General features: G+C 72.3%; 11 protein-coding genes. 4 read left to right on the top strand and 7 right to left on the bottom strand.

Annotated elements, in window-relative coordinates:
- Both WFJ01_RS07450 and WFJ01_RS07455 read left to right on the top strand, forming a co-directional pair.
- Positions 1 to 963, top strand: coding sequence for a magnesium transporter CorA family protein (locus WFJ01_RS07450; RefSeq protein WP_336628684.1), 963 nt, complete (start codon positions 1 to 3; stop codon positions 961 to 963).
- Positions 964 to 967: 4 nt separating this feature from the next.
- Positions 968 to 1,186, top strand: coding sequence for a hypothetical protein (locus WFJ01_RS07455; protein WP_336628685.1), 219 nt, complete (start codon positions 968 to 970; stop codon positions 1,184 to 1,186).
- A gap of 31 nt (positions 1,187 to 1,217) precedes the next feature.
- Here WFJ01_RS07455 and WFJ01_RS07460 read toward each other — a convergent pair whose 3' ends face one another.
- The 6 genes from WFJ01_RS07460 to WFJ01_RS07485 form a co-directional block, all read right to left on the bottom strand.
- Positions 1,218 to 1,691 carry an Lrp/AsnC family transcriptional regulator gene (locus tag WFJ01_RS07460; protein WP_251446718.1) on the bottom strand — a complete coding sequence of 158 codons (474 nt, stop codon included), beginning with the start codon at positions 1,689 to 1,691 and terminating at the stop codon, positions 1,218 to 1,220.
- A gap of 2 nt (positions 1,692 to 1,693) precedes the next feature.
- On the bottom strand, positions 1,694 to 3,109 hold the full coding sequence (locus tag WFJ01_RS07465; protein WP_251446715.1) for an amino acid permease: 1,416 nt from the start codon (positions 3,107 to 3,109) through the stop codon (positions 1,694 to 1,696).
- The gene (locus WFJ01_RS07470) at positions 3,106 to 4,263 is read right to left on the bottom strand and encodes a histidinol-phosphate transaminase (RefSeq protein WP_336628686.1); all 1,158 of its coding nucleotides are present in this window, start codon (positions 4,261 to 4,263) and stop codon (positions 3,106 to 3,108) included. Before WFJ01_RS07470 ends, WFJ01_RS07465 begins: the two co-directional genes overlap by 4 nt.
- Positions 4,264 to 4,474: 211 nt before the next feature.
- The gene (locus WFJ01_RS07475) at positions 4,475 to 6,244 is read right to left on the bottom strand and encodes a thioredoxin domain-containing protein (protein ID WP_336628687.1); all 1,770 of its coding nucleotides are present in this window, start codon (positions 6,242 to 6,244) and stop codon (positions 4,475 to 4,477) included.
- A gap of 62 nt (positions 6,245 to 6,306) precedes the next feature.
- Positions 6,307 to 7,143, bottom strand: coding sequence for an aldo/keto reductase (locus tag WFJ01_RS07480; protein WP_336628688.1), 837 nt, complete (start codon positions 7,141 to 7,143; stop codon positions 6,307 to 6,309).
- Between the two features lie 70 nt (positions 7,144 to 7,213).
- A complete protein-coding gene (locus tag WFJ01_RS07485) occupies positions 7,214 to 7,813 on the bottom strand; it encodes a TetR/AcrR family transcriptional regulator (protein ID WP_336628689.1) in 600 nt (199 codons plus the stop codon).
- A 101-nt stretch (positions 7,814 to 7,914) separates the two neighbouring features.
- Between WFJ01_RS07485 and WFJ01_RS07490 the strand changes: the two genes are divergently transcribed.
- Positions 7,915 to 8,700: an SDR family NAD(P)-dependent oxidoreductase gene (locus tag WFJ01_RS07490; protein WP_336628690.1), complete on the top strand. Its 786-nt coding sequence runs from the start codon at positions 7,915 to 7,917 to the stop codon at positions 8,698 to 8,700.
- A 46-nt stretch (positions 8,701 to 8,746) separates the two neighbouring features.
- Here the strand turns inward: WFJ01_RS07490 and WFJ01_RS07495 are convergent, their stop codons facing one another.
- Positions 8,747 to 9,679, bottom strand: coding sequence for a nucleoside hydrolase (locus WFJ01_RS07495; protein ID WP_336628691.1), 933 nt, complete (start codon positions 9,677 to 9,679; stop codon positions 8,747 to 8,749).
- Positions 9,680 to 9,758: 79 nt separating this feature from the next.
- On the opposite strand from WFJ01_RS07495, the gene hrpA reads away from it, so the two are divergent.
- Complete coding sequence (gene hrpA / locus WFJ01_RS07500; protein ID WP_442928038.1) at positions 9,759 to 13,814, top strand: ATP-dependent RNA helicase HrpA; 4,056 nt, start codon at positions 9,759 to 9,761, stop codon at positions 13,812 to 13,814.
- Positions 13,815 to 13,834: the final 20 nt, after the last annotated feature.

A 13,834-nucleotide genomic window follows, 5' to 3' on the forward strand; every position in this document is an offset into this window, starting at 1 on the left:
ATGCGCATCCTGGAGACGTTCGACGAGGAGCTCATCGCGCAGCTGCGCGCGCAGGACGAGTTCTTCTGGCTGGATCTGATCGCGCCCTCCGCCGAGGAGATCCAGCGGATCGGGACGGCGCTGGGCTGGCATCCCCTCTCCATCGAGGACACCCAGAGGATGGGGCAGCGGCCCAAGCTGGACGTGTACGGGGACGGGGCGCTGCTCGTGCTGCAGGCCGCGATCGCGGCGCACCCGGAGGACGAGAACGACCATCCGCTGGAAGAGGTGCACTGCCACCTCACCGGCGACTACGTCATCACGGTGCACGGCGGCCGGTTCACCGACCTGAGCCAGGTGCGGACCCTGCTGCAGAACTCGACCAGCCCGAAGACCGAGCGGTACTACGTCTACAAGATCATCGACGTGATCGTGGACAGCTACTTCCCCCTGCTCAGCGACCTGGACGAGGAGATCAACGCCCTCGAGGACGCGATCGTCGCGGGCGGCGGCCGCAAGGAGCTGCAGCAGACCTTCGGCCTCAAGCGCCTGCTGCTCACCCTGCGCCGCGCCGTGGTGCCGATGCGCGACCTGTTCGCCCGGCAGGTCGAGGTGATCACGGATCTCGCGGGTCTGGAGGCCGACAGCCACGACTACTTCCGCGACATCTACGACCACCTCATCCGCATCACCGATGAGCTCGACGGCTACCACGACATGGTCGCCGGCTGCACCGACCTCTACCTCTCGATGGTCGCGAACCGTCAGGGCGAGACCTCGAAGCAGCTCGCGATCATCGCATCGATCTTCCTGCCGCTGAGCTTCCTCACCGGCTTCTTCGGGATGAACTTCGATTGGTCGATCGCCCACGTGCTGTCCGGTCCGTGGTCCTTCTTCCTGCTCGGCATCGGATCCATGGTGATCTCGGGGGCGATCATGTGGTGGTGGTTCCGCCGCAAGGGCTGGACCGGGAACGACGAGTAGGACGATGCCGGCACCTTCGGGCTTCACCTACGTCGTGCGCGGCGAGGACGTCGTCATCACGCACCGCGGCGCGGTCGCGACCACGCTGCGCGGCCGTCGCGCCGCCGAGTTCCTCGACCAGGTGCAGACGCAGGATCCCCAGCTGCTCATGGCCCGGGTCACGGGGAACTACCGGCGCGGCAACGAGCGGGCCGCCCGGCGTCATCCGCGCAACAGCGGCTGAGCCGGATCCCGCCCCAGCGGCCCGCGCGGTGTCAGCCGCGGGCGGCGTGCTCCACGAGCGGCAGCACGCGTCCGCTGAGGTGCGTGCGCATCGCGATCGAGCTGGCGGTGCGGGCCACCCCGGGCACCAGCGCGATGCGGTCCAGCACCTCCTGCAGCTGCTCCGCGCTGTGCGCGACCAGGCGCAGCTGCATGTCGCTCGCCCCGGTGACGGTGTACATGTCCACGACCTCGGGGATCGCCGACGCCAGAGCCTCCGCGACGTCGTCGTGCCCGACCTTCTGGTCGATCTCGACCTGGCAGAACGCCGTCAGGGCGTATCCGAACCCGCGCGGGTCGATGCGCGGCACGATGCCCTCGATCACGCCGTTCTCGTGCAGCCGGGCGAGCCGGCTGGTGACGGTGCCGCGCGCCACGCCGAGCCGCCGCGCGCACTCCAGCACGGGCAGCTGCGGCGAGTCGGTGAGCAGCCGGATGAGGGCCGCGTCGAGGGCATCGATGCGCATCGTCAGCTCCGGAACACCTCGTCGGCGGAGTCCTTGAGCACTCCGGGACGGGACAGGCCGCGCGTGAGGCGCGCCACCACGAGCAGCACCACGGTGAGGCCGATCGTGAGCAGCAGCTGCGTGCGCGCGCCGGCGTCGAACATGGTGAGCACGATCACGGCGCCCAGCAGCACGATGGTGACGATCGAGAGCCACGGGAAACCCCACATGCGCATGGGCAGCGGGGTGCCCTCGGCGTCGGCGCGGCGGCGCAGGATCAGCTGCGTGACCGCCGTCGCCGTCCACATCACCAGCAGGGTGGATCCCACCACGTTCAGCAGGGTGGGAAGCACCTGCTCGGGCCAGATCCAGTTCAGGATCACCGTGACGAAGCTGAACGCGACCGAGGCCAGCACGGCGACGCGGGGCACCCCGGCGAGGCTCGTCCGGGTGAGCGCGAGCGGGGCGAGACCGCGCTCGCCCAGCGAGAACGCCATCCGGGAGGCGCCGTAGATGTTGGCGTTCATGGCCGACAGCAGCGCCACTATCACGATGAGGTCCATCACGAGACCGACGCCCGGGATCCTCAGGGTGTCCAGCACGGCGGAGAACGGACCGGCGAGCACCTCCTTCGAGTTCCACGGCAGCACCGCGACGATCACGAAGATGGATCCGACGTAGAACACCAGGATCCGCACCATCACCTGGCGCACGATGCGGCTGATGTTGCGCGCGGGGTCGTCCGACTCGGCTGCCGCGATCGCGACCACCTCGGTGCCGCCGAATGCGAAGACCACGATGAGCAGGGCGCCCGCGATCCCGGCGATGCCGGTGGGCGCGAAGCCGCCCTGGTCGACGAGGTTCCCCACGCCGGTCGCGGGGGTGCCGGGGATCAGTCCGACGATCGCGAGCACGCCGACGACGAGGAACGCGATGATCGCGGCGACCTTGATCGCCGCGAACCAGAACTCGAACCGGCCGTAGTTGCGCACCCCGAGCAGGTTCACGATCGTGAGCGCGAGGACGAAGAGCAGCACCCACGCCCACTCGGGCAGGCCGGGGAAGCGGTGCGCGACGATGCCGGCGGCCCCGGTCGCCTCCGCGGCGATCACGACGACGAGCTGGATCCAGTACAGCCAGCCGACCGCGCTGCCGACGCTGCGGCCCATCGCCTTCTGCGCGTAGGAGCTGAACGCGCCCGAGGACGGGTTGGCGGCGACCATCTCGGCGAGCATCGCCATCACGAGCACGACGATCGTGCCCGCGACGAGGTAGGAGACGATCACGGCGGGGCCGGCGATGCCGATCGCCTGGCCGGAGCCGACGAAGAGGCCGGCGCCGATCGCGCCGCCGAGGCCCATCATCGAGATCTGCCGACGGGTGAGCCCGGGATGCAGGCCCTTGGTCGTGGTCGTGGTCAGCGGGACTTCGGTGGTCATGCGGTCGCCTCCTCGCGAACGGCAGCGGTGGGGTGAACGGGGTCCGTCGAGGCGGCGAGGGCCGCCGCGACGCGGTCGACGTCCTGGGCGGATCCCGCCGAGATGCGCACTCCCTCACCCGGGAACGTGCGGGCGACGACGCCGCCGTCGTGCAGGAGGCCGTCGAGCTCGGCGGAGCGCTCCCCCGCCGGAACCCACACGAAGTTCGCCTCGGAGCGCACCGCGGGCCAGCCCGCGTCGACGAGCACGTCGTGCAGGCGGTCGCGCTCGGCGGTGACCTCGGCGATCCGCACCGCGAGCTCGTCCTGCGCGTCGAGCGAGGCGACGGCGGCGGCCTGCGCCAGGTCGGTGACGCCGAAGGGCACGGCGACCTTGCGCTGCGCGGCGGCGATCGCGGCGGGCGCGATCGCGTAGCCGATCCGCAGGCCTGCAAGCCCGTAGGCCTTGGAGAACGTGTGCAGCACGGCGACGTGCGGGTGGCGGCGGAACAGCTCGAGGCCCGCACCGCGCTCCGGATCCGTCGCCCCGGGGGCATCGGCGAAGTACGCCGAGCCGTCGAAGTGCACATAGGCCTCGTCGATCACGACGAGCACGTCGCGCGGCACCGCCGCCACGAAGCGCTCGAGCTCCTCGGGGCCCACGACCGTGCCGGTGGGGTTGTTCGGGTTGCAGATGAAGACGAGGCGGGTGCGGTCGGTGATCGCCGCGAGCATCGCGTCGAGGTCGTGCCGGTGCTCCGCGTCCAGCGGGACCATCACCGGGGTCGCACCCGCGATGCGGACGAGCGACGGATACGCCTCGAAGGAGCGCCAGGCGAACACGACCTCATCGCCCTCGCCCGCCACGGCGTGGATGAGCTGGGAGGCCAGCTCGACGGATCCGGCCCCGACCGTGACGAGAGCGGGGTCGACCCGGTAGCGCTCGGCGAGGCGGCCGATGATCTCGGGCGCCGCCATCTGCGGATAGCGGTGGAGGGCTCCGAGCCGGTCGGCGACCGCCGAGACCACGGAGGGCAGCGGCGGGTGCGGGGACTCGTTCGAGGAGAGCTTCGAGGCGCCGGCCGGGGCGGAGCGTCCCTGCTTGTAGGCCGGAACGGCGTCGAGCCGCGGATTGGTGGGCGGGGTCTCGGAGGGCGGGGTGACAGGGAGGGGCATCGTCGTGGCGTCCTTGCTGCGGTTCGTTCGGGCCGGAGGGCGGCGCGTCGGGCGGCAGGGCCGGAGCGGCGACGTCGCCGGGGTCCGGCCACTGTATCCAGGGCGACGATCGCTGGACAAACGGGACAGCTGAGCCTGCGCATGTCGCACAGCCTGTCGCCCTTCTACCGCTCAACCCTGGTCAGAATGTACAGCAATCGATCCGCGGCGCTCAGCGTGCCGCAGGAACGAGCGCCGGATCCGACACCGGCAGACGGCAGACGAAGCCGCGGCAGTCGTAGGCGACGCCGTCGACGCCGTCGCGCCCCTCGAATAGCGTGAAGCCGGCCTCGGCGAAGGCCCGCGCCTGCTGCGGGCTCAGCACCGCCGCGAGGTCGGCGTCCGCCGCGCGCACCGCCGCCGCGAGCGGTCCTCGCGGATCCGAGGTCACCGCGACGATCTGCCGCGGCGGGCGGGCCAGGCCCGCCGCCGCGCGCAGCAGCGCACCGGATCCGAACGGGTGGCGCAGCGCCTGCGCCGCGCCGGCGCGGACGAGGGCGGCCGCGCGCTCGCGATGCTGCTCCCCCGCGCCGAGCCGCCAGGCGGTGAGGTGCGCGGCCGCGCGGGCGGAGGCGCCCGAGGGGAGATCGCCGTCTCCGCCGTCGACGGACCCGGGAATCCCCTGCCCGGCGAGCACGGGGTCGGCGACCGCGTCGGCCGCCAGCACCTCCAGCCCTCGTGCCGCCCACCGCGGGTCGCCCGTGGCCAGCGCGAGAGCCAGCAGGCCGTCGGCGAGCAGCCCGAGGTCGGCATCGGTGGCGACGGCGGCCGAGGGAACGCCGTCGAGCGAGGTGCGCACGAGTCGCCCGCCGGCGTCGCGGTTCACCGTCAGCACGAGCTCCGCGGCGCGCACGGCGGCGTCGATCCACGAGGACTCGCCGAGATCGGCTCCGGCCCGGGCGAGCGCACCGATCGCGAGCCCGTTCCAGCCCGTGATGATCTTGCCGTCCACCGCGGGCGGCTCCAGCTGTGCCCGCGCGTGGAGCGGGACACGGTAGTAGCCGCCCTCGCTGCGCTGCCCCTCGATCCACGACTCCGAGTCCTGCGCGGCGCCGAAACCGCCTCCGGGGCGCTGCAGGACGGCGAGGAGGGAGTCCGCGATGCCCCGCGCGACATCGGCCCGTCCGGCATCGATCGCCACATCGAGCAGCTGGGCGTTGTCGATGAGCATCCGCTCGTAGTGCGGCACCGACCAGTCCTGCTGCGTAGCGTAGCGGAAGAACCCGCCGTCCTCGTCGCGGAGCTCCGAGGCCGCCATCGCGTCCAGGGCGCGCGCGACGACCTCGGTGCGGCCCTCGGCCTGCAGGAAGCGCAGGGTCGTGGCGACGGGGAACTTCGGCGCCGTGCCGAAGCCGCCGTACCGGCGATCCTCCCGGGCGACGATCTCGTCCGCGGCGGCGGCGAGCGCGCGTTCGTCCGGCAGCGGCGCGGCCTCGGATGCCGCCGAGGCCGCGAGGACCTCGGCGACCGCCCCGGCCTGCGCCTCCACCTCCCCGCGACGATCGGTCCACGCCTCGCGCACGGCCGCGAGCACCGTGCGGAATCCGGGCATCCGGCCGCGATCGACCGGCGGGAAGTACGTCCCCGCGTGGAAGGTCCGCCCGGACGGCGTGGCGAAGACCGTGAGCGGCCAGCCCAGATCGCGGGTGAACGCCGAGGCAGCCGCCAGGTATGCGGCATCGACCTCGGGGTGCTCCTCGCGATCGACCTTGATCGACACGAAGCCGCCGTTGAGCTGCGCAGCGGTGTCCGGATCCTCGAAGGACTCGCGCGCCATGACATGGCACCAGTGGCACGTGGAGTAGCCGATCGAGATGAGCACCGGGACGTCGCGGCGCCGCGCCTCGGCGAACGCCTCCTCGCCCCAGGGGTACCAGTCCACCGGGTTGTCGGCGTGCGCGCGCAGATAGGGGCTGCCGGTGCCGGCGAGGCGGTTGCTCATGGCCTCACGCTACGCCGGCCGCGGGCCGCGACCGTGCTCCCCCGCGATCCCGGGTGCGGAGGTCAGTTGACCTCGTCCGGGTGCGAGGCGACGCGACCGGATCCGTCTCCCGGGTCGAGCGCCGAGATCGCGGCGAACTCGGCATCGCTCAGCGCGAAGTCGAACACGTCGAGGTTCTCCCGCAGACGCTCGGCGCGCACCGACTTCGGGAAGACGATGTTGCCCTTCTGGAGGTGCCAGCGCAGCACGACCTGCGCCGGGGTCTTGCCGTGCGCGGCGGCCGCTTCGGCGACGGCCGGGATCCCGAACAGGTCGTACTTGCCCTGACCGAGCGGGCCCCAGGCCTCGATCTTGACGTCATGGTCGCGCGCCCAGGAGGCGACGTCGCGCTGCTGGTACGCCGGGTGCAGTTCGATCTGGTCGACCGCGGGGGTGACGCCCGTCTCGGCGACGATGCGCTCGAGGTGCGGCACGAGGAAGTTCGAGACACCGACGGAACGCGCGAGCCCCCGATCGCGGATCGCGACGACCTTCTCCCAGGCGTGCACGTAGTTGTCCTTCGCCGGGGTCGGCCAGTGCACGAGGTAGAGGTCGACGTGGTCGAGGCCGAGCTTCTCCAGGCTCTCCGCGATGGCGGCATCCGGCTCGTCGCCGTCGTGCCGGTCGTTCCACAGCTTGGTCGTGATGAACAGCTCGTCGCGCGGGATGCCGCTCTTGGCGATCGCCGCCCCGACGCCCGCCTCGTTGCCGTAGATGGCGGCGGTGTCGATGTGGCGGTATCCGATCTCGAGGGCTTCGCTGACCGCGCGCTCGGTGTCGGCCGGATCGACCTTGAACACCCCGTAGCCGAGCTGGGGGATCGTGTGGCCGTCGTTGAGCAGGATTCCGGGGATCGTCATGATTCCACCCTAGGTTCCCGCGCCGACCCGTGGGCCGACGCCCTCGTGCTCGTCCGTGCGGGGCAAGCGCTCAGCGCCCCGGCGCAAGGGCCGTGTAGGCGCGGGAGGCGAGCGCTGCCGGGGACCCGCTCCCGTGCACGCCGGCCTTCGAGCGCGACCACTCCTCCAGCCCGATCCGGATCGCCTCCGTCGCCGCTGCCGCGAGCACGCGCGCGGCGAACCGGTCGTGCTCTCCGCGCTCGACGATGAGGGCGACGAGGCGGTCCTCGGACTCGTGGTTCACCCGATGCCAGACGGCGCGCAGCTCTCGATCGTCGGCGAGGGCGCGCAGCAGCGGACGCATCCGGGCGAGGGCCTCGGCGTCCTCGGGCGTCTCCGGGGTCAGCTGCGCGGCGAGCACCGCCGGGATCGCGGCCGCAGGATCCTCCTCGGCCTCCTCGAGCGCGGCCTGCCAGCGCGCGGCGCCGATCTCGAGCACCGGCGCGACCGCGTCCTCCTTCGTCGGGAAGTAGCGGTAGAAGGTGCGCAACGAGACACCGGAGGCCTCGGCGATCTCGGCCGCGGTGACCTGCGCGACGCCCCGCTCCGCGAACAGACGCGCCGCCTCCTCCGCGATCTCGCCGGCGGTCGCCGCCTTGCGACGCGACATGAGTCCGGTACGGGTCTGCATGCTCCGAGGGTACGGGAATACCTTCCGTTTGACGGTGTTGTGTGTCAATATGACACGTTGTGCCACTTAGGCACGACAAGACTCAGAAAGAAGGATTCGACATGAACCGCTATGAAGGTCGCCGCGCTCTGGTCACCGGCGGCGGATCCGGCATCGGTCAGGCCACCGTGCTGCGCATGCTCGCCGAGGGCGGGCGCGTCGTGGCGGCGGATGTGAGCGCCGCCGGTCTCGCGGACACCGTCGCCAAGGCGGGGGACGCCGCCGGGCGCCTCACCGCGATCGAGGTCAACATCGGCGACGAGGCCTCGGTCGCCGCGGGCGTCGCCGCCGCGGTCGAGGCGCTGGGCGGCCTGGACGTGCTCGTGAACGCCGCGGGCATCCTGCGCTCCTCGCACACCGCCGAGACCACGCTCGACCAGTTCCAGCAGGTCATCCAGGTGAACCTCGTCGGCACCTTCCTCATGATCCGCGAGGCCATCCCCGCTCTGCTCGAGGGCCGCGACGCCGCCGTGGTGAACTTCAGCTCCACGTCCGCGATGTTCGCGCACCCGTACATGGCGGCCTACGCCGCGAGCAAGGGCGGCGTGCAGTCGATGACTCATGCGCTGGCGGCGGAGTACGCCAAGCAGGGCATCCGCTTCACCGCCGTGCAGCCCGGATCGATCTCGTCGGGGATGACCGACGGCTCCGGCCAGAGCGGGCAGAGCCGCGGCCCCGGCCTCCCGGAGGACGCCGACATGAGCCTGTTCACGAAGCTCGCCCCGGCCATCGGCCAGGGCTTCGCGGGCCCCGAGTCCGTGGCCGGCGTGGTCGCGATGCTCGCGAGCGCCGACGGTGCGTTCATCACGGGCACCGAGGTGCGCATCGACGGCGGCACCCACTTCTGAGCCGCGGGCTCCCGTCCAGGGAACCGCGCGAGGCGGCCGGCATCACTCAGGCGAGGGTGCCGACCGCCTCTTCGATGAGGGCCCAGAACCGGTCGACGTCGAGATCCATCGCGATCGTGGCGTTCGGCGCCGTGCCGAGCGCGCCGAGGAGGTCCACGCTCGTCGCACCGCGCGTGAACACGCCCTCGGTCTCGACGTCGAGCCGGGCGCGCACGGTCGTCGCCACGGAGGGGTCGATGAGCATCGCCACCGTGATCGGATCGTGCAGCGGCCCGTCGGGCATGTGCTCGGCGATCTCGTAGGTGGCGCAGAAGAACTCCAGCAGCTCCGCGCCGAACGCCGCGGTCCGCGTGCCGATGCGCCGGATCCGCTCCCGCACCTCTCGAGTGATGAGCGCCTGGTGCGAGATGTTCAGCCCGACCATCGTGAAGTCCACGCCGCTGTCCAGCACGAGCGCGATCGCCTCGGGATCGGTCCAGGCGTTGAACTCCGCGTACGGGGTCGCGTTGCCGCGGCCGGTCGATCCGCCCATCCAGACGACGCGGGCGACGCGGGGCAGCAGGTCGGCGTGGTCGCGCACGAGCAGGCCGATGTTCGTGAGCGGCCCGGTCGCGACGATCGTGACGGGCTCCTCGGCCTCCTCGAGCACCGCGCGCATGAGCGCCAGGGCGTCCCGCGGATCCTCCGGGACGGTCGGCTCCGGCAGCTCGGGACCGCCGAGCGCGTTCGCGCCGTGGATCTGCTCGGCGGGATGCAGCCGGCCGTGGAGCGGCCCGGCCGCACCCGCCGCGATCGGCACCCCCTCGATGCCCGCGACCGTGCACGCGATGCGGGCGTTGCGCGTCGTGAACTCCAGCAGTCCGTTGCCGCCGACGGTGGTGAGGGCGCGCAGGTCGATCGCGGGATGCGCGGCGGCGAGCCAGATCGCGAAGACGTCGTCGTGGCCGGGATCGCAGTCGAGGGTGACGGGTGTGCTCATGATGCCCCCAGTATCGCGGCTCATCGAGACGGCACGAAGACCCGATACGAGGGCTTCTCCCGCGATAGACTGGAGGGCTATGTCTGCGCCCGTGATCTCCTATCCGCCGGAACTCCCGGTCAGTGCCGCGCGCGACGAGATCGCCGCGGCGATCCGCGACCATCAGGTCGTCGTGGTCGCGGGCGCGACCGGATCCGGCAAGACGACGCAGCTGCCGAAGATCCTGCTCGAGCTCGGCCGCGAGCGCATCGCGCACACCCAGCCGCGTCGGCTCGCCGCCCGGACGATCGCGGAGCGCGTGGCGGAGGAGCTCCGCGTGCCGCTCGGCGGGCTCGTCGGCTACAAGGTGCGCTTCACCGACCAGGTCTCGGACGAGACCCGGATCGCGCTCATGACCGACGGCATCCTGCTCAACGAGATCCACCGCGATCGGCTCCTGCGCCGCTACGACGCGATCATCATCGACGAGGCGCACGAGCGCTCCCTCAACGTCGACTTCCTCCTCGGCTACCTGCACCGGATCCTCCCCGAGCGCCCCGACCTCAAGGTCGTCATCACCTCGGCGACGATCGATCCGCACAGCTTCGCGAAGCACTTCGCCGACGCGGAGGGCGAGCCCGCCCCGGTCATCGAGGTCTCCGGGCGCACCTATCCCGTCGAGATCCGCTACCGCCCCCTCGTCGAGGAGGGCGAGGACGCCGGCGCGCCCAAGTCAGCCCGCACCGCGAAGTCCGAGCCCGAGGACGAGGTCACCGCGATCGTGCGCGCGCTGCGCGAGCTCGACCGCGAGGAGCGCGGCGACGTGCTCGTCTTCCTCCCGGGCGAGGCCGAGATCCGCGACGCCGCCGACGCGATCCGCGGCGCCTACCGTTCCCAGACCGCGCCGGTCGAGGTGCTGCCGCTGTACGGGCGGCTCTCCGCCGCCGAACAGCACCGGGTCTTCGAGCCGTCGACCGTGGCGGGACTGCGGCGGCGCGTGATCCTCGCCACGAACGTCGCCGAGACGAGCCTCACGGTCCCCGGCATCAAGTACGTGATCGACACGGGCACGGCCCGCATCTCGCGCTACAGCAGCCGGTCCAAGGTGCAGCAGCTGCCGATCGAGGCCGTGTCGCAGGCGTCCGCGAACCAGCGCTCCGGGCGCGCCGGACGCACGAGCGCCGGCATCGCGATCCGCCTCTACGGTGAGGACGACTTCGACAAGCGCCCGGAGTTCACCGAGCCCGAGATCCTGCGCACCTCGCTCGCCGCGGTGGTGCTGCAGATGCTGAGCCTCGGATTCGGCGACATCGCGGAGTTCCCGTTCCTCACGCCGCCGGAATCCCGCGACGTGCGGTCGGCCTTCGACCTGCTCGTCGAGCTCGGTGCGGTGCAGGTGCCCCCGAGAACCGCGGGGACCGGATCCGAGACCCCTCGGCTCACCCGGATCGGGCGTGACATCGCGCGCATGCCGATCGACCCGCGCTTCGCCCGCATGCTCGTGGAGGCCGTGCGCACCGGCGTCGTCGCTCCCGTGCTCGCGATCGTCGCCGGGCTGTCGATCCAGGACGTGCGCGAGCGCCCCTCCGCCGACGCCCCGCAGGGCGTGCGCGACGAGGCCGAGCGGATGCACGCGCGGTTCGCGGATCCGACGAGCGACTTCCTCTCGATCCTGAACCTCTGGAACCACCTGCGCGAGCAGCAGAAGGAACTCGGATCCAGTGCGTTCCGCCGGCTCTGCCGCGCAGAGCACCTGAACTACGTGCGGGTGCGCGAGTGGTTCGACGTGCATCGGCAGCTGCGCACGCTCGTCCCCGCGAAGGGTCTCCGCGAGACGAAACGCGGCGATCTCACGGGTGACCGCGTCTCGTCTCGGTCGGCTTCGCCGTCCTCGCTCAACGACCCCATCTCCGCCGATCCGGATGCGGTGCACCGCGCCCTGCTCGCGGGGCTCCTCAGCCACATCGGGATCCTCGACGAGCGCGCCCTCACGAAGGGGCCGCCGGCCAAGGGCGGGAAGAAGGATCCGAAGCGCCGCGCCGCCGAGTACCGCGGCGCGCGCGGGATCCGGTTCTCGCTGTTCCCCGGCTCCGCGCTGCGCAAGAAGGCGCCGCGCGCCGTCATGGCGGCGGAGATCGTGGAGACCTCGCGCACGTTCGCGCGCACGGCCGCCGCGATCGACCCGGCCTGGGCCGAGGCGCTCGCGGGCGATCTCGCCAAGCGGCAGATCTCCGAGCCGCACTGGTCCAAGGAGTCGGGGGCCGCGGTCGCGTTCGAGAAGGTGACGCTGTTCGGCGTCGAGATCGTGACGCGCCGTCGCGTGCAGTTCGCCCGCATCGACCGGCCGGCCGCGCGCGAGCTGTTCCTGCGGCATGCGCTCGTCGAGGGCGAGTGGGATCCGGGCCGGATCGACAAACGGGTGTCCGCCTTCTGGCGCAGCAACGCCGAGCTGCGCAAGCGCCTGGAGAAGCTCGAGGAGCGCGAGCGCCGCCGCGACATCCTCGTCGGCGACGAGGCCGTCTTCCGGTTCTACGATCAGCGCATCCCGAGCGACGTCTTCGACGTGCGCTCCTTCGAGGCGTGGTGGCGTGACGCCCTGGCGACGACGCCGAGGCTGCTCGTGATGCGCGAGGCGGACCTGATCGACGACGACGAGCGCGCCGACCAGCAGGACTTCCCCCCGCGCTGGGCGCAGGCGGATCAGGTGCTCGGCCTCGCGTACCGCTTCGAGCCGGGAGCAGCGGACGACGGCGTGAGCGTCGTGATCCCGCTGGCCCTGCTGCAGCAGGTGCAGGACGCCGGGTTCGACTGGCAGGTGCCGGGTCTCCGCGCCGAACTGGTGACGGCGCTGCTGCGGGCGCTGCCGAAGGCGATCCGCCGGCACGTGGTGCCCGCGGCGGACTGGGCCGAGAAGTTCGGCGCCGAGCTCTCCGCCGAGGGGCCCGAGGCCCATCAGGGCCTGCCCGGCCGGAGCCTGCGCGAGGCGCTCGCGCGACTCATCCAGCCCCTCGCGAACCAGCCCGTGTCGGCCGCGGAGTTCGACCTGGAGCGCGTGCCCGCGCACCTGCGGATGAACTTCCGGGCGGTCGACGAGCGCGGACGCGTGGTGGGCTCCGGCCGGGACCTCATGCTGCTCCAGCGCGAGCTCGCGGATCGCTCGCGCGCGAGCGTCGCCCGCTCGATCGAGCGCGGCCCTGAGGCCGCTCGTCCCGCACGAGGGCGCGGCGCCGCGGCGGTGGCCGCGGCCTCCCCCGCTCCGGCCCTCACCCAGCGCGACGGCATCACGACGTGGGACCTCGGCGACCTGCCGGAGGTGCTGGACACCCGCGTGGCCGGGGGCGTGGTGCGCGGCTATCCCGCCCTCGTCGACCAGCGCACCTCGGTCGCCCTGCGGGTGGAGGCGACGGCCGAGGCGGCGCTCTCCGCGACCCGCGAGGGCGTGCTGCGGCTGGTGCTGCTCGGGATCCCCTCCCCCGCGTCGTACGTGCAGCAGCATCTGACGAGCGCCGAGAAGCTCGCGCTCGCCGCCTCGCCCTACCCGAACGTCGCGACGCTCATCGAGGACGCCCGCGCCGCGGTCGCACGGACGGCGATCGATCGGCTGACCACCCCGGCGACGGGCACGGGGACCGCGGGGATCGTCCGCACCGAGGCCGACTTCGCCCGCGTGCGCGACGGCGTCTCCGCGGTCGTCGTGGACGAGCTGTTCGCGCTCGTCTCGCTGGTCGCCAAGATCCTCACGAAGGCGCGCGAGGTCGAGCGGGCCCTGAAGGGGCAGAACTCGCTCGCCCTGCTCGGGCCTCTGAACGACATCCGCGGCCAGCTCGCGGGCCTGCTCCCGAACGGCTTCATCTCGGGTGCCGGCGCCGAGCGCCTCGCCCAGTTCCCGCGGTACCTCGACGGCATCCTGGATCGGCTGCGCACCCTCGCGGACGCCCCGGGCAAGGACCGCACCCGGCAGAGCGAGTACGAGCGCATGGCGCAGGCCTACGCCGATGCCGGGGGCGCGATCCCGCTGCCCGCCGGATCCGCGCCCCGGCTCGTCGAGGTGCGCTGGCTGCTCGAGGAGTACCGCGTGAGCCTGTTCGCCCAGCGCCTGGGCACCGCGCAGCCGGTCTCGCCGCAGCGGATCATGAAGGCGCTCGCCGAGAAGTGAGCCCGGGCGGTCGGGTGGCC

It is taken from the genome of Microbacterium sp. MMO-35 (assembly GCF_037147555.1).
Classification (GTDB): domain Bacteria; phylum Actinomycetota; class Actinomycetes; order Actinomycetales; family Microbacteriaceae; genus Microbacterium.